Annotated in this window: 16 protein-coding genes; 15 read left to right on the forward strand and 1 reads right to left on the reverse strand. The window is 62.9% G+C overall.

The window, feature by feature from the left end:
• Both JWP26_RS17340 and JWP26_RS17345 read left to right on the forward strand, forming a co-directional pair.
• Positions 1-2,014: RNA degradosome polyphosphate kinase (locus JWP26_RS17340; RefSeq protein ID WP_299730617.1), on the forward strand; the 2,014-nt coding region annotated here is incomplete at its 5' end.
• Complete coding sequence (locus tag JWP26_RS17345) at positions 2,011-3,549, forward strand: Ppx/GppA phosphatase family protein (RefSeq protein WP_299730620.1); 1,539 nt, start codon at positions 2,011-2,013, stop codon at positions 3,547-3,549. The genes JWP26_RS17340 and JWP26_RS17345, both read left to right, overlap by 4 nt.
• Positions 3,550-3,567: 18 nt before the next feature.
• Here the strand turns inward: JWP26_RS17345 and rnd are convergent, their stop codons facing one another.
• Positions 3,568-4,737: a ribonuclease D gene (gene rnd / locus JWP26_RS17350; protein WP_299730623.1), complete on the reverse strand. Its 1,170-nt coding sequence runs from the start codon at positions 4,735-4,737 to the stop codon at positions 3,568-3,570.
• Between the two features lie 206 nt (positions 4,738-4,943).
• Here rnd and aspS point away from each other — a divergent pair, with 206 nt between their 5' ends.
• The 13 genes from aspS (at position 4,944) to JWP26_RS17415 (ending at position 18,410) form a co-directional block, all read left to right on the forward strand.
• Positions 4,944-6,728, forward strand: coding sequence for an aspartate--tRNA ligase (gene aspS, locus JWP26_RS17355; RefSeq protein ID WP_299730870.1), 1,785 nt, complete (start codon positions 4,944-4,946; stop codon positions 6,726-6,728).
• Positions 6,729-6,891: 163 nt separating this feature from the next.
• Positions 6,892-8,493 carry an EAL domain-containing protein gene (locus JWP26_RS17360; RefSeq protein WP_299730626.1) on the forward strand — a complete coding sequence of 534 codons (1,602 nt, stop codon included), beginning with the start codon at positions 6,892-6,894 and terminating at the stop codon, positions 8,491-8,493.
• A 131-nt stretch (positions 8,494-8,624) separates the two neighbouring features.
• Positions 8,625-10,910, forward strand: coding sequence for an NADP-dependent malic enzyme (locus JWP26_RS17365; RefSeq protein ID WP_299730629.1), 2,286 nt, complete (start codon positions 8,625-8,627; stop codon positions 10,908-10,910).
• A 2-nt stretch (positions 10,911-10,912) separates the two neighbouring features.
• Entirely contained in the window at positions 10,913-11,206 is a 294-nt protein-coding gene (locus JWP26_RS17370; RefSeq protein WP_299730632.1) for a Dabb family protein, read from the forward strand.
• A 94-nt stretch (positions 11,207-11,300) separates the two neighbouring features.
• Positions 11,301-11,699 (forward strand): septum formation initiator family protein, encoded by a 399-nt coding sequence (locus JWP26_RS17375; protein WP_299730635.1) that lies wholly within the window; start codon positions 11,301-11,303, stop codon positions 11,697-11,699.
• A gap of 113 nt (positions 11,700-11,812) precedes the next feature.
• The gene (gene pdhA, locus JWP26_RS17380; RefSeq protein WP_299730638.1) at positions 11,813-12,832 is read left to right on the forward strand and encodes a pyruvate dehydrogenase (acetyl-transferring) E1 component subunit alpha; all 1,020 of its coding nucleotides are present in this window, start codon (positions 11,813-11,815) and stop codon (positions 12,830-12,832) included.
• A gap of 4 nt (positions 12,833-12,836) precedes the next feature.
• On the forward strand, positions 12,837-13,244 hold the full coding sequence (locus JWP26_RS17385; RefSeq protein WP_299730641.1) for a hypothetical protein: 408 nt from the start codon (positions 12,837-12,839) through the stop codon (positions 13,242-13,244).
• Positions 13,245-14,633: a pyruvate dehydrogenase complex E1 component subunit beta gene (locus tag JWP26_RS17390; RefSeq protein WP_299730644.1), complete on the forward strand. Its 1,389-nt coding sequence runs from the start codon at positions 13,245-13,247 to the stop codon at positions 14,631-14,633.
• 12 nt (positions 14,634-14,645) lie between these two features.
• Entirely contained in the window at positions 14,646-16,013 is a 1,368-nt protein-coding gene (locus JWP26_RS17395) for a pyruvate dehydrogenase complex dihydrolipoamide acetyltransferase (protein ID WP_299730647.1), read from the forward strand.
• 12 nt (positions 16,014-16,025) lie between these two features.
• Complete coding sequence (locus tag JWP26_RS17400; protein WP_299730649.1) at positions 16,026-16,667, forward strand: SGNH/GDSL hydrolase family protein; 642 nt, start codon at positions 16,026-16,028, stop codon at positions 16,665-16,667.
• Complete coding sequence (locus JWP26_RS17405; RefSeq protein ID WP_299730651.1) at positions 16,664-17,314, forward strand: SGNH/GDSL hydrolase family protein; 651 nt, start codon at positions 16,664-16,666, stop codon at positions 17,312-17,314. The genes JWP26_RS17400 and JWP26_RS17405 overlap by 4 nt, the downstream gene beginning before the upstream one ends.
• Positions 17,311-17,823: a hypothetical protein gene (locus JWP26_RS17410; RefSeq protein WP_299730653.1), complete on the forward strand. Its 513-nt coding sequence runs from the start codon at positions 17,311-17,313 to the stop codon at positions 17,821-17,823. Before JWP26_RS17405 ends, JWP26_RS17410 begins: the two co-directional genes overlap by 4 nt.
• Positions 17,820-18,410, forward strand: a complete 591-nt coding sequence (locus JWP26_RS17415) for a GNAT family N-acetyltransferase (RefSeq protein ID WP_299730655.1) — start codon at positions 17,820-17,822, stop codon at positions 18,408-18,410. The genes JWP26_RS17410 and JWP26_RS17415 overlap by 4 nt, the downstream gene beginning before the upstream one ends.
• Positions 18,411-18,412 lie beyond the last annotated feature (2 nt).

Here is an 18,412-nt window from a genome sequence, read left to right on the forward strand (position 1 = left end):
GGAGCGGCTGCGCTTCGTGTCGATCTCGGCCAACAATCTCGACGAGTTCTACATGGTCCGCGTTGCCGGGCTGAAGGGGCAGATGCGGGCCGGGCTGACCAAGCAGAGCGCCGACGGGCTGTCGCCGGCCGAGCAGATGGAAGAGATCGCCACGCTGGCGCAGCATCTGCAGCTCGAGCAGCAGGATCACTGGCAGAGCCTGCGGGAAGAGCTGTTTGCGCAGAATGTGGTGATCCACGAGGCCGACGATCTGACGCCGGACCAGGTGGACTATCTGCAAAAGCTGTTCCGCGAGGAGATCGTGCCGGTGCTGACGCCGATCGCGGTCGATCCGGCGCATCCGTTCCCGTTCATCCCCAATCTCGGGCTGGCGTTGGCGTTCGAACTGAATCGGCCCAATCATGATCAGCCGCTGACGGCGCTGGTGCGTATTCCGTCCAATCTGGACCGCTTCATCAACCTGCCCGGTGGGCTGGTTTCGGAAGGGCGCAGCGAGGTCGTGACCATCGATACGCTGGTCAAGCTGTTCTTCCACAAGATGTTCCCCGGTCACGAAGTGGTAGGCTCGGGCGCGTTCCGGCTGATCCGCGACAGCGAAATCGAAATCGACGACGAAGCTGCCGATCTCGTGATCGAATTCGAGACGGCGCTGCGGCAGCGGCGGCGCGGGCAGGTGATCCGGCTGGAAGTCGAAAGCACCATGCCGCGGGCCCTCAAGCGCCAGATCAGCGAGCAATTGCGCGTCAAGGACGGCGATATCTTCGAGGTGCACGGGTTTCTCGGCCTCGCCGATGCCGCCAAGATTTGCGATATCGACCGGCCGGACCTCAAGTTCACGCCCTATCACGCGCGGTTCCCCGAGCGTATCCGCGACTATAGCGGCGACAATTTCGCGGCGATCCGCGCCAAGGATATCCTGGTCCACCATCCCTTCGAAAGCTTCGACGTGGTGGCGCAGTTTCTGATCCAGGCGGCGCGCGACCCCGACGTGGTCGCCATCAAGCAGACCCTCTATCGCACCTCGGCGGATAGCCCGATCATCAAGGCGCTGGTGCTGGCCGCCGAGGCCGGCAAGTCGGTGACGTGCCTCGTCGAGCTCAAGGCGCGCTTCGACGAAGAGGCCAATATCCGCTGGGCGCGCGATCTGGAGCGGGCCGGGGCGCAAGTCGTGTTCGGATTTATCGAACTCAAGACCCACGCCAAGCTCAGCCAGGTGGTGCGGCGCGAAAAGGGCAAGCTGGTGAGCTATTGCCATATCGGCACGGGCAATTATCACCCAATCACCGCCAAGGTTTATACCGACCTTAGCTATTTCACCATCGATCCGGCGATTACGCGCGATGTGGCACGGGTGTTCAATTTCATCACCGGCTACGCGCGGCCGACCGAATTGGAGACCATCGCGGTTTCTCCGGTCAACCTGCGCGAGACGCTGATGGACAGCATCAACCGCGAAATCGAGTTCGCGAAAAACGGCCAGCCGGCAAGCATTCTGCTCAAGATGAATTCGCTGGTCGATCCGCAGATCATCGATGGCCTCTACGATGCCAGCCAGGCGGGCGTAAAGGTCGACCTGATCGTCCGCGGCATCTGCTGCCTGCGTCCCGGTATCCCCGGATTTTCCGAGAATATCCGGGTCAAATCCATCGTCGGCCGCTTCCTCGAACACTCTCGCATCTACTGCTTTGGCAATGGCGAGGCCATGCCCAACCCGCGTGCCACGGTCTATATTTCTTCGGCCGACCTGATGGGGCGGAACCTCGACGGGCGGGTTGAAGTGATGGTTCCCATCCTCAACAAGACCGTGCATAAGCAGATCCTCGACCGGATTTTGGTTGCCTACCTGAAGGATAACCAGCAGAGCTGGGAAGTGCTTCCAGACGGTAGTTCACACCGGATCAGGCTTGGCGAGGGGGAAGAACCCTTCAACGCGCACGATTACTTCATGACCAATCCATCGCTTTCGGGACGCGGCAGCGCCGGATTGCACGAAGGCGACGAGGGCTTCGATTGAATTCATTCTGGGGCGTCGACGCCGATCCGACCGCGCAGGGGCGCATCAAGGGCGCCAGGCCGGTGGCGGTGCTCGATATCGGCTCCAATTCGGTCCGTCTGGTCGTCTATGAGCGCCACGCGAGGGCGCTGACGCCGCTCTACAACGAGAAATCGGCGTGCGCGCTGGGGCGGGGCATTGCGCTGACCGGGCGGCTGGCCGATAGCAACGTCGCTCGGGCGCTGGTTGCCATCAAGCGGTTCGCGCTGGTGGCCCGGATGATGCGCGTCGGCAAAATCCATGTACTGGCCACCTCGGCGGTGCGTGACGCCGCCAATCGCACCGAATTTGTTGCCGCAGTCGAGGCCATTATCGGCTCCAAGGTGCAAGTGCTGAGCGGCGAGCAGGAAGCTCATTTTGCCGCGCTCGGCGTGGTCGCGGGCATCCCCGATTTCAGCGGCATGGTCGGCGATCTTGGCGGCGGCAGCCTTGAACTATCCACCATCGCCAGCGGTGCCGATACCAATGGCGAAACCTATGAGCTGGGCGTCATCCGGCTGCAGGACGATAGCGGTGGCTCGGCGGCCAAGGCCGGCGAGATCGCCCGCGAACGCCTGAAGGATTCGTCGTTGGCGCGCGGCCCCGGCGGCGGCGCATTTGCTGCCATCGGCGGGACGTGGCGGTCGCTGGCTAAGCTGCATCAGGTCCGCCGGCATTACCCGCTCCAGATGGTGCAGCATTACGTCGTACCTGTGGCCGACATGCTGGCGCTCTGCGACGAAATCGTGGCCGCCGGCTCGCTCAAGGATTATCCGGGCTCCGGCAGCGTCAGCTCGTCGCGCCGCGATCTGGTGCCGTTCGGTGCAGTCGCCTTGGCCGAAGTCTTGCGCGCCGGGCGCTTCGATACCGTGGTTTTCTCCGCGCTGGGCGTGCGCGAGGGCTATCTCTACGGCCTGCTCGACAGCCGCGAACAGGCGATCGACCCACTGATCCAGGGCTCGGAAGAGCTTTCCGTACTGCGCTCGCGCTCCCCGGCGCACGCCAATGACCTGATCGAGTTCAGTACCCAATATCTCGTAGCGGCCGGTGTCAGCGAGACACCGGAGGAAACGCGATTGCGCCAGGTTTCGTGCCTCCTCGCCGATATCGGCTGGCGCGCGCACCCCGATTATCGCGGGGCCCAGAGCGTCGACGCCGTGGCCTATGGCTCGCTGACCGGTGTAGATCACCCCGGTCGGGCCTTCCTCGCTCATGTCATTGCGGTGCGCTACAACGGCCTCAAGCTCAAGGGCGTCACGCAGCCCCTGGTTGGCCTTGCGGGACATACCGCCTCCGCCCGCGCCAAGCTGATCGGCGCTCTGTTCCGCGTCGCTTATCCAATGACCGCCGCCATGCCGGGCATCCTGCCGCGCATCCGGTTCCTGGTCGAAGGCAACACGCTGGTCCTCGTCCTGCCGCAGGACTTCGCGTTTCTGGACGGCGAACACCTGCAAGGCCGGCTCGACCAATTCGCCGGCGTCGCCGGCCACAAGAACGCCAAAGTTCGGATCACTTAGAGCAGGCGCGGGAGCTGACTACTCCGCCGGCGTCGTGTCCTTGACTGCAAACTCCACCACGCCCTTGCGCGTCGCGACGAGACCCACGCGGCCGTGCTTAATATCCAGCGCCTTGTCGCCGAACAGCTTGCGGCGCCAGCCTTTGAGGGCGGGGACGTCGGCTTCGTCATCGAGCACCAGGGCGTCGATTTCGTCGGAGGTGGCGATGATACGTGCGGCGACGCCGTGTTGTTCGGCAACCGATTTCAGCAGCACCCGGATCAGGTCGCCGACGGCGCCCTTTGGCGATGGCCCGCGATAGCGATCCGGCATATGGGGCAGCTCGGATTTGTCGAGCGCTTCGACTTCCTTGAGCATGACCATGATTTCGGCGGCGGCGCTGCTGCGGCCAAAACCGCGCGGCACGGCGCGCAGCTTGTCGAAGGCGTCGGGCGTCAGCGGACGCTGCATTGCCAGCTCAAACAGCACGTCGTCCTTGAGGACGCGGCTGCGCGGCTGATCGCCGTCCTGCGCGCGCTTTTCGCGCCAGCCGGCGAGGCGCTTCAGTGCCGCCAGGTCGCGGGGACGGTTGATCTTCATCTTCAGGCGTTCCCAAGCCTGATCGGGCTGCACCACATAGGTGTCGATGCTGCGCAGCACGCCCAGCTCGTCCTCCACCCAGTCCCAGCGCTTGGTGGCGTCGACCTGCTTGCGCAGCTCGAGATAGATATCGCGCAGATGGGTGACGTCGGCGGCGGCATAGAGGCGCTGCTTTTCGCTGAGCGGACGCGCCGACCAATCGGTAAAGCGCGAGGATTTGTCGAGTTCGACATTGGTGATGGCGCGGACGAGATTGTCATAGGAGACGCTGTCGCCAAAGCCGCAGACACTGGCGGCGATCTGGGTGTCGAAGATATTGACCGGCACCTTGCCGGTGAGCTTGACGAAAATTTCGATGTCCTGCCGCGCGGCATGGAACACCTTGGTGACCGCCGGATTGGCCAGCAGCACGAAGAACGGCGCAAGGTCCAGCCCCGGGGCGAGTGGGTCGATCAGAATCGCCTCATCGGGCGTCGCCGCCTGAATCAAGCAGAGCTTGGGCCAGTACGTGGTTTCACGCAGGAACTCGGTATCGACCGTTACAAAATCAAACTGTGCGGCGCGCTCGCAGAACCCCGCGAGTACGTCTGTGGATATAACGAGGTCCATACCGGCTTCCGTCTCAAAATCGTCGTATTTCTTCCTAGCAGGTGCAGCAGCCCCACTCCAGAAGGGATTTGTTAAGCTTTGAGAATTGGTTAGCCTCGAAGGGTACGAACCGTACCTTCGGCCCCGCCGCGCTGCTTGACAAGTGCTGACTCCCATGCGCTTTTCCCGCCAAGATTCCGGCCTTTTTCGGTGGTTACGACATGACAATGCATCGCTATCGCTCCCACACCTGCGGCGCGCTGACTGCGCAGGATGCGGGCCAGACCGTCCGGCTCAGCGGCTGGGTTCACCGCGTTCGCGATCATGGCGGGCTGCTGTTTTTCGACCTGCGCGATCATTACGGGCTGACCCAGTGCGTTATCGATCCGGATTCGCCGGCTTTTGCCGCGGCCGAACAGATTCGCTCCGAATGGGTCGTGCGCATCGATGGCGAAGTGAAGCTGCGCGACGCAACGGCGGTGAACACCAACCTGCCGACCGGCACGATCGAAGTGTTCATCCGCGAAATCGAAGTGCTGTCGGTGGCCAAGGAACTACCGATGCCGGTGTTTGGCGAGCCCGATTATCCCGAAGACATCCGCTTGCGCTATCGTTTCCTCGATCTGCGCCGCGAAACGCTGCACGCCAATATCGTCAAGCGCACCAAGGTCATCTCCTCGATGCGCCGCCGCATGGAAGCCATTGGTTTTGGCGAATATTCGACGCCCATCTTGACCGCTTCCTCGCCCGAAGGCGCGCGCGATTTCCTGGTGCCGAGCCGTATTCACCCCGGCAAGTTCTTCGCGCTGCCGCAGGCGCCCCAGCAGTACAAGCAATTGCTGATGGTGGCCGGGTTCGATCGCTATTTCCAGATCGCTCCGTGCTTCCGCGACGAAGACCCGCGCGCCGATCGCCTGCCGGGCGAATTCTATCAGCTCGACCTGGAGATGAGCTTCGTCACCCAGGAAGAAGTCTGGGACACGATGGCGCCGGTGATCACGAGCCTGTTCGAGGAGTTCGCCGACGGCAAGCGCGTCACCAAGGAATGGCCGCGCATTCCCTATGACACGGCGCTCCGCAAGTACGGTTCGGACAAGCCCGACCTGCGCAACCCGATCGAAATCAGCCAAGTCACCGAGCACTTTGCCGGCTCCGGCTTCAAGGTGTTCGCCGGCCAGATCGAGAGCGATTCGAAGGTCGAGGTGTGGGCGGTCCCGGCCAAGAACAAAGCGGGTGCCGAGCCGATCGGCCGCGCGTTCTGCGATCGCATGAACGCCTGGGCGCAGGGCGAAGGTCAACCAGGCCTGGGCTACATCTTCTTCAAGGACGGCCAGGGAAGCGGCCCCATTGCCAAAAATATCGGCGAGGAGCGCACAGCCGCTATCAAGAGCCAGCTCGGCCTTGAGGACGGCGATGCCGTGTTCTTTGTCTGCGGTCGCCCAGAGAAGTTCTACAAGTTCGCCGGCGAAGCCCGTACCAAGCTTGGAACCGATATCGGGGTGGTCGATACCGAGCAGTTTGCGCTGTGCTGGATCGTCGATTTCCCGTTCTACGAGCTGGACGACGAGAACAAGATCGATTTCGCCCATAACCCGTTCTCGATGCCCAAGGGCGGGATCGACGCGCTGAACAACGAAGATCCGCTGTCCATCAAGGCGTACCAGTACGACGCGGTCTGCAACGGCTTCGAAATCGCCTCCGGCTCGATCCGCAACCAGTTGCCCGAGACCATGGTCAAGGCGTTCGAACTGACCGGCAAGTCGCGCGATGAGGTCGAGGAGCAGTTCGGCGGGCTCTATCGCGCATTCCAATTCGGCGCCCCGCCGCATGGTGGCGCTGCATTCGGCATCGACCGCATCGTCATGCTGATCTGCGGCCGGCAGAACCTGCGCGAAATCACGGCGTTCCCGATGAACCAGCAGGCCGAAGACCTGTTGATGGGCGCGCCGAGCCCGGCGTCTCCGAGCCAGCTGCGCGAATTAAGCATTCGTTTGAACGTGCAGGACAAGTAAGCCGCTTGTTCGACTTGCCTCGGTGGCTCTGTCCCTTGCGGGGCAGAGCCGCTTTTTTTTGCACTGAGAGCAGTTTCCTCGCCTGCTTTCGAGCACCATTAGCGGTCCGTTAAACGCTCATTGATACTCAATTGAATGCAATTGGGCCCGGTGGATTCGTGCGTTGAAATCCCGCTACAACCACATTCTGATGCTGCTGGGCGCCATTCTGGCGTTTATCCCGATCATCGCCGTCGATTACCTGCTGGACGGGTACGTGCGGGTGCGGGAAAAAGACGTGGCGCAGCAGTCGATCAGCGCCATCACCTCGCAGGTTGAAATCAACACCAATGACGCGATTTCGGCCTTGCGCCGGATCATGACCGATAGCCCGTCGCTGTGCACGCCCACCTTCGTGGCCAATGTGCAGCACGAAATCGAATCCAGCCTGACCATGAAGCAGGTGCTGGTCGAAAATCGTGATGGCGTGCAATATTGCGATGCCTTCGGGCGCACGGTTGCTTATTCGCCGGTTTCGGCGAGCCTGCCAGTGCCGGGACACTCCGAGACCATGACCGTGGTCAAGCTGGCGGACATGGCCATGCCGGTGCTCAAGATCACCCAGGCGTTTGGAGATACGCGCCGGATTTCGGCCTTCGTGCCGCTGATCGGCCAGACGACGGGGGCATTGGCAAACGGACTGAGCCCTGCGGCTTTGCTGCGATTCATGCTGACTGACGGCACCGCCATCCTGACGGTGGGCGATCCGACGGCGTTCGACCGGCGCACCTCCAGCACCGATTTTGTCTATGCCCAGGCCTTTGCGGGCGAGTTGCCACTGCTGGCTGAAACCGCGGTGCCGTTCGCGATGGTGCGGGCGAGCTATGCTGATCTCGATGCCAGCTTCACCATCGTCGGCTGCCTCATGAGCGCCAGCTTCCTGCTGATGGCGCTGCAATATGTGCGGCGCACGCGTGTTCCGGCGTTCGACCTCGAGCGCGCCGTCGCCAATGGCGAGATCAAGCCGTATTACCAGCCGGTGATCAACCTTAAGACCGGCGATCTGGTCGGCTGCGAAGTGCTGTGCCGCTGGGAGAAGAAGAACGGCGACGTGGTGCCGCCCGGCGCCTTCATCGATTATGCCGAGGTCACCGGCCTCGCCATCCCGATGACGCTATCGCTGATGGAGCAGGTCAAGGTCGACCTGGGTGTGCTGTGCAAGACCATGCCGGACATGAAAATCTCGATCAACCTGTTCGAAGGGCACTTCCGCGATAGTTCGATCGTGGAAGACGTGCAGGCCATCTTCGGCGGCTCCAGCATCAATTTTCGCCAACTGGTGTTTGAAATTACTGAGCGCCGGCCGCTGGGCAATTCGATGCAGGCCAATAGCGTCATCGCGGGGCTGCACGCGCTGGGCTGCCGCCTCGCCATGGATGACGCCGGCACCGGCCATTCGAACCTGGCCTATCTGCAGACGCTGGGCCTCGACATCATCAAGATCGACCGTGTGTTCGTCGACATGATCAAGCCGGACACCACCCAGGTGCCGGTGCTCGACGGGCTGATCGCCATGTCGCGCGATCTGAATTGCGAAATCATCGCCGAGGGCGTCGAGACCGAGGCGCAGGCGCTGTATCTGCGGGCGCGCGGCGTGCTGCATGCGCAGGGCTATATCTTCGCGCCGGCGCTCAAGGCCCCGGCCTACAAGGAACTGGCGCTCGCCCTGCAGTCCAGCAAGCAGCCGCGCCGTCCCGCCGAAGGCGTGGTCGCCGCCGCCGCCTGATGCCACCTTCCGACTTTAGTCGAACGGCCTTGAGAGCAGAGGCCCTTTCATTGCCGATGGAATGGTGGCACGAACCCTTCGGGTGACGGTGGATCATGCTCACCGCAGAATCGTGCATTGGGAGGAATTCGGTGACCACTGACGTCAATGAACAGCGTAAGGCCCTGCGTGAGGCAGCCCTGCATTTCCACGAATTCCCCAAGCCTGGCAAACTCGAAATCCAGCCGACCAAGCCGCTGGGCAACCAGCGCGACCTGGCGCTGGCCTATTCGCCCGGCGTCGCTGCCCCCTGCGAGGAAATCGCCGCCGATCCCGAGACCGTGTCGCGCTATACCTCGCGGCAGAACCTCGTCGGCGTCATCTCCAACGGCACGGCCGTGCTTGGCCTCGGCAATATCGGCGCGCTGGCGTCCAAGCCTGTGATGGAGGGCAAGGCGGTCCTGTTCAAGAAGTTCGCCGGCATCGACGTGTTCGATATCGAGATTGATGAGATTGATCCCAAGAAATTCATCGAAGCCGTGGCGCCACTATGGCCGACCTTTGGCGGCATCAACCTCGAAGACATCCGCGCGCCCGACTGCTTCGAGATCGAGGAAGCCCTGCGCGAGCGCATGAGCATCCCGGTGTTCCACGACGACCAGCACGGCACTGCGATCATCGTCGGCGCCGCAGTCCTGAACGGGCTGGAACTGGCCGGCAAGCGCATCGAAGACGTCAAGATTTGCACTTCGGGGGCAGGGGCGGCGGCAATCGCCTGCCTCAACGTGCTGGTGGCGCTGGGTGCCAAATACGAGAATATCTGGGTGGCCGACAAGGACGGGCTGGTTACCCACAAGCGCAACGACGTCAACGACAAATGGCGCGGCCAATTCCGCCGTGAGAGCGAAGCGACCACGCTGGCCGAAGTCATCGACGGCGCCGATATCTTCCTCGGCCTCTCGGCGGCCGGTGCGCTGAAGCCTGAAATGGTGATGAAGATGGCGCCCAAGCCGCTCATCCTGGCGCTGGCCAATCCCAATCCCGAAATCATGCCGGAAGCGGCCAAGGAACTGCGCCCCGACGCTATGGTGTGCACCGGCCGCTCGGATTATCCGAACCAGGTCAACAACGTCCTCTGCTTCCCGTTCATTTTCCGCGGTGCGCTCGACGTCAGCGCCTCCACCATCAATGAGGAAATGAAGTTGGCGGCCGTGCGGGCCATCGCCAAGCTGGCGCATGAGCCAGGGCTGGAAGTGTCGCCCTCGGGCGCGCCGGCCGTGTTCGGGCCGGAGCACATCATCCCCAATCCGTTCGACCAGCGCCTGATTCTGCGCATCGCGCCGGCCGTGGCGCGGGCGGCGATGGATTCGGGCGTGGCCAAGAAGCCGATCCTGGACTTCGACGCTTATCGCGACAGCCTCAACCGCTTCGTGTTCCGCTCCGGCCTCGTCATGAAGCCGATCATCGACCGGGCCCAGGGCCAGGAAAAGCGCATTGCCTTTGCCGACGGCGAGGACGAGCGCGTGCTGCGGGCCACTCAGGTCATTCTGGAAGAAAAGATCGGCCGTCCGATCCTGATCGGGCGCCCCTCGGTGATCGAGCAGCGCATCGAGCGTTTTGGGCTCAATCTCAAGCCTGGCAGGGACTTCGAGATCATCAATCCCGAGGACGATCCGCGCTATCGCGACTACGTCTCGCTGTTCCACTCTCTGGTGGGCCGCAGCGGCGTCACCCCGGACACTGCCCGTCAGGTCGTGCGCACCAATACGACGGTGATCGGGTCGCTGGCAGTCAAGCGCGGCGATGCCGATGCGCTGATCTGCGGGTTGCAAGGCAGGTTCATCCGCCACGTGCGCGATATCCGCTCGATCATTGGCATGCAGGACGGGGTGGCCGACATTTCGGCGCTCTCCATGCTCATCATGCCGCGCGGCGCGTTCTTCCTGGCCGACACCTATGTCAATCAGGACCCGACGCCCGACGAAATCGTCAGCATCACCCTGCAGGCGCGAGACCACCTCAAGCGCTTCAATATCGAGGCGCGGGCGGCGTTGCTGAGCTATTCCAACTTCGGCTCGCGCGACGGCGACAGCGCCTACAAGATGCGCGAGGCCTATCAGAAGCTCAAGGCCGTCGCCCCCGACCTCCTCGTTGAAGGCGAAATGCAAGGCGACCTGGCGCTCAATCAGGAGCTGCGCGAGCGCTATATCCCGGACAGCGTGCTCAAGGGCGAAGCCAACCTGTTGATTTTCCCCAATCTCGACGCCGCCAACCTGTCGATGACGCTGCTCAAGGAAATGAACAATGCGCTGTCGGTCGGCCCGATCCTGATGGGACCGCGTTCGCCCGCGCATATCCTGGCGCCGTCCGTCACCAGCCGCGGCATCGTCAACATGGCGGCCATCGCTGCCACCGAATCCCTTGGAACAGTGCGATAAACATGATCCGTCATAGCGTCATCTTCACCCTCAAGCATGCAGCCGGCTCCAGCGAGGAGGCGGCCTTCCTGCGCGATGCGAAAATCCTCGCCACCATTCCCGGCGTGACCAAGTTCGAGCAGCTCCGTCAGGTCAGCCCCAAGAAGAACGATTATGCCTTCGGCTTCTCCATGGAGTTCGCCGACCAGGCCGCCTATTCGGGCTATGACAACCATCCGGACCACGTGGCGTTTGTCCGTGATCGCTGGGTGCCGGAGGTGGCGAAGTTTTTGGAGATCGATTACGTGCTGGTGTGAGGACTTCTTCACCTCTCCCCCCAAAGGGAGAGGCGAAGAAACCCCCCGTTAAACCCTTGGCAGGCATAGTGGGCTTCTCCAATTCGGTTCGCCCATGCCCACCCGTCTCAAGAAACGTGCAATCTGGCGCTCGCTCGCGTTGAGCGCGGCGCTGCTGTGTTTTCAGGGCTATCTCGGCTTTTCCGCCATTGGCGGGCAGTTCGGCACCGAGAACCGCAAGCAGATCATCGCCGATATCGAGGTTCTGAAATCGCGATCCTCGGCGCTGCAGGCCGAAATCGACGCCTATAAGCACCGCGCCAGCCTGATGGATACGCGGCGGCTCGATCCGGATCTGGTGACCGAGCGGGCGCGGGCACTGCTTAACATGGCCAATGCCGACGACATCATCGTCATGGTCGATCCAGCGACAGGTAAGCCTATTTCCAGTTCATATTCAGAATTATCTGAAAACCAGTTAAACCCGAATTTGACTGATGTTATAGACCATTAGCGACGATTGTGTGACCCGTGCTGTCCTTGCTAGGGCAGGGCGACTTGCGCTATTGTGCCGATCTATGGCCAACTCGGCCACACAGAAATCCCAATCGATGCGGAGCGTATGTCATGGCGCGTAAGGCGGTGGCCACCAAGGCCAAGGCACAGTCCAATGTTCCCGAATTTTCCAAGGAGCAGGAGACCGAGGCGTATCGCGAGATGCTGCTGATCCGGCGTTTCGAGGAAAAGGCCGGCCAGATGTATGGCATGGGCCTGATCGGCGGGTTCTGCCATCTCTATATCGGCCAGGAAGCCGTCGTCACCGGCGTCACCATGGCCTCCAAAAAGGGCATCGATGCCCAGATCACCGGCTATCGCGATCACGGCCACATGCTGGTCATGGGGCTAGACCCTAAGGGCGTGATGGCCGAGCTGACCGGTCGCGAAGCCGGCCTGTCGCGCGGCAAGGGCGGCTCGATGCACATGTTCTCCAATGAGCACCGCTTCTACGGCGGCAACGGCATCGTGGGCGCCCAGGTCTCGCTCGGCACCGGCCTCGCCTTCGCCGCCAAATATCGCGGCGACGGTTCGGTCAGCATCGCCTATTTCGGCGATGGCGCGGCCAATCAGGGCCAGGTTTATGAGAGCTTCAACATGGCCAAGCTCTGGAGCCTGCCGGTCGTTTTCATCATCGAAAACAACAAGTATGCCATGGGTACCTCGATCGAGCGCGCCGCGGCGACCACCGATTTGTCGACGCGCGGCGCGTCGTTCAATATCCCCGGCGAGCAGGTCGACGGCATGGATGTGCGCCTGGTGCACGACGCCGCCGAGCGCGCCATCGAGCATGCCCGTTCCGGCAAGGGCCCCTACATCCTCGAAATGCTGACCTATCGCTATCGTGGCCACTCCATGTCCGATCCGGCCAAGTATCGCACCAAGGACGAAGTGACCAAGTATCGCCAGGAGCGCGACCCGATCGAACAGGTCAAGGCGCGTCTGCTGGAAGCCGGCTACGAGACCGAGGATAGCCTCAAGAAGATCGAGGCCGATATCCGCGCTATCGTCACCGAAGCCGCGGATTTCGCCACCACCGCGCCCGAGCCTGATGCGGCCGAGCTGTGGACCGACATCACGGTCAGCGCATAACGTCATGACCATCCTGGCCGGCGTCGTCGCAGTTTTGGCTCTCCTTACACTGGCCGTCGCCGTGCGTGAGGCGATGTCCGTTGTCCGGCTGTCGCCCAAGGCCCAGGGCCTGGGCGGTTTCTTCCTGCTCGGCTGGTGGAAATTCAAGGACCTTGCGGCCAAGTCTGGCCCCGAGGCCAAGCCGCATCTGGCGATCTACCAGCGTTCGGTCATCGTGTTCGTCGTGCTGGTGGTCATCGGCGTGGTGCTCGGTGGCCTTGGCTCCCGCTCGGTGCCAGCTGCTGCCACAGTCGCCGAGGGGCCGGCCCTCATCAATGATCCACGCGTCATTCCGGCGCAATTTGCCAACATAGTCCCGTTTCCCGCGTCCCGGGCGGCAGCAATGCCCCAGCTCGCGCGGCAGGAGAGCTAAATGCCCAATATTCTGATGCCCGCGCTGTCGCCCACCATGGAAGAAGGCAAGCTGAGCAAATGGCTGGTCAAGGTCGGTGATACCGTCAAGTCCGGCGACGTGCTGGCCGAGATTGAAACCGACAAGGCAACGATGGAAGTCGAGTCCGTCGATGAAGGCGTGGTCAAGGCGCTGCTGATCGCCGAGGGCACCGACAATGTGAAGGTCAATACGCCCATCGCCCTGATCCTAGCCGAAGGCGAAACGGCTGAGGCTGCTCCCGCTCCCGCCGCCGCGCCGGTCGCAGAAGCCGCTCCCAGTATGGTCGAGGCAGAGGCGCCGGCTCCCGCGCCAACGGTTGCGGCGGCGCCTGCTGCTCCCAAGTTTGAGGCCCAGGGTGATCCCGATCTGCCGGCCGGCGTGGAAATGGTCGAAATGACCGTCCGCCAGGCGCTCAACGAGGCCATGGCCGAAGAGCTGCGCCGCGACAAGGACGTCTTCATCATCGGCGAGGAAGTCGCCGAATATCAGGGCGCCTACAAGATCACCCAGAACCTGCTGCAGGAATTCGGGCCCGAGCGCGTCATCGATACGCCGATCACCGAGCACGGCTTCGCCGGTCTCGCCGTCGGCGCGGCTTTTGCCGGCCTGCGTCCCATCGTGGAATTCATGACCTGGAACTTTGCCATGCAGGCCATCGACCAGATCATCAACTCCGCCGCCAAGCAGCTCTATATGTCGGGCGGCCAGGTCAAGGCGCCCATCGTGTTCCGCGGCCCCAATGGCGTCGCCTCCCGCGTCGGCGCGCAGCACAGCCAGGATTATTCGGCGTGGTACTCCCATGTTCCCGGCCTCACCGTCATCGCGCCCTATAGCGCCGCCGATGCCAAGGGCCTGCTGAAGGCGGCGATCCGTTCGCCCAACCCGGTCGTGTTCCTCGAAAACGAAATTCTCTACGGCTCGACGGGTCTCGTCCCCAAGGTCGATGATTTCGTGCTGCCTATCGGCAAGGCGCGCATCGCCCGCTCGGGCAAGGACGTGACCATCGTCTCGTTCTCGATGGGCATGCGCTACGCGACCCAGGCCACCGAAAAGCTGGTTGCGGCCGGGCTCGATGTCGAACTGATCGACCTGCGCACGCTGCGCCCGCTGGACATCGACACCGTCATCGCCTCGGTCAAGAAGACCGGCCGCCTGGTGACGGTCGAAGAAGGCTGGCCGCAGGGCGGCATCGGCGCCGATATCTCGGCCCGCGTCATGGAAGCGGCGTTCGACTATCTCGACGCGCCGATCCTGCGCGTCACCGGCAAGGACGTCCCGATGCCCTACGCCGCCAACCTCGAAAAGCTGGCGCTGCCGAACGTCGATGAAGTGATCGCGGCGGTCAACGCCGTGACCTACCGTTCGTAAGGGAGAGTTCTGATGCCGATCGAAATCACCATGCCGGCGCTCTCTCCCACGATGGAAGAGGGCAAGCTTGCCAAGTGGCACGTCAAGGAGGGCGACAGCGTCTCCTCCGGCGACGTGATTGCCGAAATCGAGACCGACAAGGCGACGATGGAAGTCGAAGCCGTCGATGAAGGCACGATCGGCAAAATCTTGGTCGCCGAAGGCACCGATAACGTCAAGGTCAATGCCGTGATTGCCGTGCTGCTGCAGGAAGGCGAAAGCGCCGACGCCATTGGCGCGCCTAAGGCGGCCCCGGCACAGAAGCCGGAAACCAAGGCGGACGCTGGCACCATCACGCGTGCCGATGCGGCCACTCAGACCGCGCCCACCGCCAAGGCCGATACCACGGCCACCCCGGCTCCGGCTGCAAAGCCCGCTGCTGCCCCAGCGCCGGCCAGCGCCAATGGTAAGGTCTTTGCCTCGCCACTCGCCCGCCGCCTCGCCAAGGAGGCCGGCATCGATGTTTCGGCCATCTCGGGCTCCGGCCCGCATGGCCGCGTGGTCAAGTCCGACGTCGAAGCCGCCAAATCCGGCAAGACACCGCTCAAGGCCGCGACTGCTGCGTCCGCATCCGCCGCTGGCGGTGCTGCACCGACCGGCATGACCAAGGCCCAAGTCCTCGCGCTCTATCCCGAGGGCAGCTACGAGCTGGTGCCCAACGATGGCATGCGCAAGGTCGTGGCTGCGCGCCTCACCGAGTCCAAGCAGACCGTTCCGCATTTTTACCTGACGCTTGATTGCAAGATCGACGCGCTGCTCGCCGCTCGCGAGCAGATCAATGCCACCGCCCCCAAGGGCAAGGACGGCAAGCCGGAATTCAAGCTATCGGTCAATGACTTCGTCATGAAGGCCTGGGCCGTCGCCTTGCAGCGCGTTCCCACCGCCAATGCCACCTGGGCCGGCGACAGCATCCTCTACCACAAGCGCTCCGACGTGGCCGTCGCCGTGGCGGTGCCCGGTGGCCTCTTCACCCCCGTGGTGAAGTCCTGCGATACCAAGTCGCTCCGCCAGATCTCCGAAGAGGTCAAGGACCTCGCCACCCGCGCCCGCAACAAGAAGCTCGCGCCCCACGAATACCAGGGCGGCGCCTCGTCCGTGTCCAATCTCGGCATGTTCGGCATCAAGAGCTTTTCGGCCGTCATCAACCCGCCGCATGGCACGATCCTCGCCGTCGGCGTCGGCGAAGAGCGCGTCTATGCCGAAGCCGGGCAGGTGAAAATCGCCAACTTCATGACCGTCACGCTCTCCTGCGACCACCGCTCGGTCGATGGCGCGCTCGGCGCCGAAGTGCTCGGCGTGTTCAAGGGACTGATTGAAAATCCCGTGATGATGCTGGCCTAAGGGGCAGGGCGGATGAAAACCATTCTGGCCTATGGCGATAGCCTGACCTGGGGCCATGCCCCGGAAGGCGGCGGCGTGCGCCATCCCTATGCCGACCGCTGGCCAAGCGTGCTGGAGGCTGGGCTGGGCGGGCAGGCGCGCGTCATCCCTGAGGGATTGAATGGTCGCACGACGGCGTCGGACGATTTCACTGCCGCCTCGGACCGCAACGGCGTGCGCCTGCTGCCGACAGTGCTCGACACCCATCAGCCGCTCGACCTTGTCGTCATCATGCTGGGCACCAACGACATCAAGACTTTCATTGTCGGCTCCGCTTTCGCCGCGGCTAATGGCATGAAACGGCTGGCCGAAATCGTCCGGACCTTTCCCTATCTGAATGGTTTGGCGCCCAGGATCATTTTCGTCGCGCCGCCGCTAACAGTGCCGTCGCCGCGCAATGTCGCGCCGGCCAGCGTGTCGCCCCGCACGACGGACGATCAGCTGTTCGACCACTACTACGCTGCTGCGGCCAAGGAAGTTGGCGCCGGTTACTTCAATGCCGCCTCGGTCGCCGTAGCCTCGCCCATCGACGGCGTCCATCTGGACGCGGCGAACACTCGGGCGATCGGCATGGGACTGATACCGGTGGTGAAACAGGCATTGGGACTGCAATGAAAACCATTCTCTGCTACGGCGACAGCATCACCTATGGCGCCAATCCTGCCCCCGGCGGCGCGCGCCACGCCTATGAAGACCGCTGGCCGGGCGCGCTCGAAGCCGGCCTCGGCGGCCAGGTCCGCGTCATCGCCGAAGGGCTGGGCGGCCGCACCACCTCGTCCGACGATTTCACCGCAGATGCCGACCGCAATGGCGCACGCATCCTGCCGACTTTGCTCGCCAGCCACGCCCCGCTGGACCTCGTCGTCATCATGCTGGGAACCAATGACCTGAAACCGGCCATTTTCGGCACGGCGCTGATGGCCTCCTACGGCATGCGCCGCCTGGTACAGCTCACCCGCGGCCATTTCCACATGTTGGGCGAGCAGGTACCGGGTATCGTCATCGTCTCGCCACCGCTGGTGGTCGATAGTGAAAACGCCGATATGCTCGGCCATTTTGGCGGCCTGCCACATGCTGCCAAAGAATCCGCCGAGTTCGCCTATCACTATGCCCGCCGGGCCGCTGAACTGGGCACCGGCTTCTTCGACGCCGCGACCGTCGCCAGGCCCGACCCGCTGGACGGCGTGCATCTGGACGCCGCCAACACTCGCGCAATCGGGCAGGGCCTGGTGCCGGTGGTCAAGCAGGCGCTCGGGCTTTGAGCGATCAATTCATCATTCGTGAGGCCGTTCGCGACGACTTCAGCCGTGCGAGCTGGCTTGCATTTGACGCGATGATGCCGGGGCTGCCTGACATGGCGTGGAACAAGCGTCCCGTGAAGATGGCGGTAGCCGAGGCAGGCGACAAGCTCGTCGGAATGATCGTTGGTCACACAGTGCAGGTGGCTTCCGATGACCCTTCGAACGAAAATCCCTTTGGGGGCATCTATCAGCTTGAGGTCATCGCCAGCGGCAGCTGGCTCATTCGCTGTCTTGGCGCTGATCGCGATTGGAAAAATCAAGGCGTCGAACGTCAACTGCTTGAGTTCGCCGAAGGGTTGGCTGACGCTGCGGGAGCCACAGGATTGAGTGTTGTCTTCGGACGGGTACGGACCGATTTTGTGCCGTTCTTCGAGGGCGAGGGATTTTCAGTTCTTGCGGAGCGTGACGGGCTCTATTCGCTGGGTCTGCCAGTGACTTGGGTGCTGATGGCGCGGGAGAATGTGCATTGACTGCACAGTTCGCCCTTCGGCCGGCGCGCAAGTCTGATGCCGCGGAGATTGCCCTCTTGGTCAATATCGCCGTGCATGGCAGCATCGGGCCTGGCTGGGCGCAGGACAAGCGGGCGGCCGGAACCTATGATCCGCTCGAAGTCGGGCGGCTTGACATGATGCGTGAAGACACCGAGTTCAACTGGCGCAGCGCCACCATGGCCGAGGCCAATGGCGAAATTGCCGGCATGCTGCTCGGCTATCGCAAGGCGGATGAACGCGAGGCGGTACCGGACACTGTCTGGGCGCCGATGCGGCCGATCGAGGAATTGGAGGCGGAGGCCAATGGCCGCTGGTTCATTTCCATGGTCGGCGTGCACAAGACCTGGCGCGGCAAGGGTGTCGGATCGGTGTTGCTCGACCATGCCGATGCGCAGGCCCGGGCGACACAGGCGAATGGACAAGCACTGATCGTCGAGGATGCCAATGAAGGCGCTCGGCGATTGTATGAAAGCCGCGGTTTCGCGGTAACGGCGAGCCGCCCCATGCTGCCGTTTCCCGGCACGCCGCAGCATGGAACGGACTGGCTGTTGATGGTGAAGGAATAAAT

The organism is Devosia sp. (assembly GCF_028290435.1).
In the GTDB taxonomy this organism is placed as follows: Bacteria; Pseudomonadota; Alphaproteobacteria; order Rhizobiales; family Devosiaceae; genus Devosia.

What these genes read in the sequence shown, in the direction of transcription:
- JWP26_RS17375 (WP_299730635.1), top strand. Translation starts at nt 11,301, where the DNA reads ATGCCCACCCGTCTCAAGAAACGTGCAATCTGGCGCTCGCTCGCGTTG.
- JWP26_RS17400 (WP_299730649.1), top strand. Translation starts at nt 16,026, where the DNA reads ATGAAAACCATTCTGGCCTATGGCGATAGCCTGACCTGGGGCCATGCC.
- JWP26_RS17385 (WP_299730641.1), top strand. Translation starts at nt 12,837, where the DNA reads ATGACCATCCTGGCCGGCGTCGTCGCAGTTTTGGCTCTCCTTACACTG.
- JWP26_RS17370 (WP_299730632.1), top strand. Translation starts at nt 10,913, where the DNA reads ATGATCCGTCATAGCGTCATCTTCACCCTCAAGCATGCAGCCGGCTCC.
- JWP26_RS17405 (WP_299730651.1), top strand. Translation starts at nt 16,664, where the DNA reads ATGAAAACCATTCTCTGCTACGGCGACAGCATCACCTATGGCGCCAAT.
- rnd (WP_299730623.1), bottom strand. Translation starts at nt 4,737, where the DNA reads ATGGACCTCGTTATATCCACAGACGTACTCGCGGGGTTCTGCGAGCGC.
- JWP26_RS17390 (WP_299730644.1), top strand. Translation starts at nt 13,245, where the DNA reads ATGCCCAATATTCTGATGCCCGCGCTGTCGCCCACCATGGAAGAAGGC.
- JWP26_RS17395 (WP_299730647.1), top strand. Translation starts at nt 14,646, where the DNA reads ATGCCGATCGAAATCACCATGCCGGCGCTCTCTCCCACGATGGAAGAG.
- pdhA (WP_299730638.1), top strand. Translation starts at nt 11,813, where the DNA reads ATGGCGCGTAAGGCGGTGGCCACCAAGGCCAAGGCACAGTCCAATGTT.
- aspS (WP_299730870.1), top strand. Translation starts at nt 4,944, where the DNA reads ATGCATCGCTATCGCTCCCACACCTGCGGCGCGCTGACTGCGCAGGAT.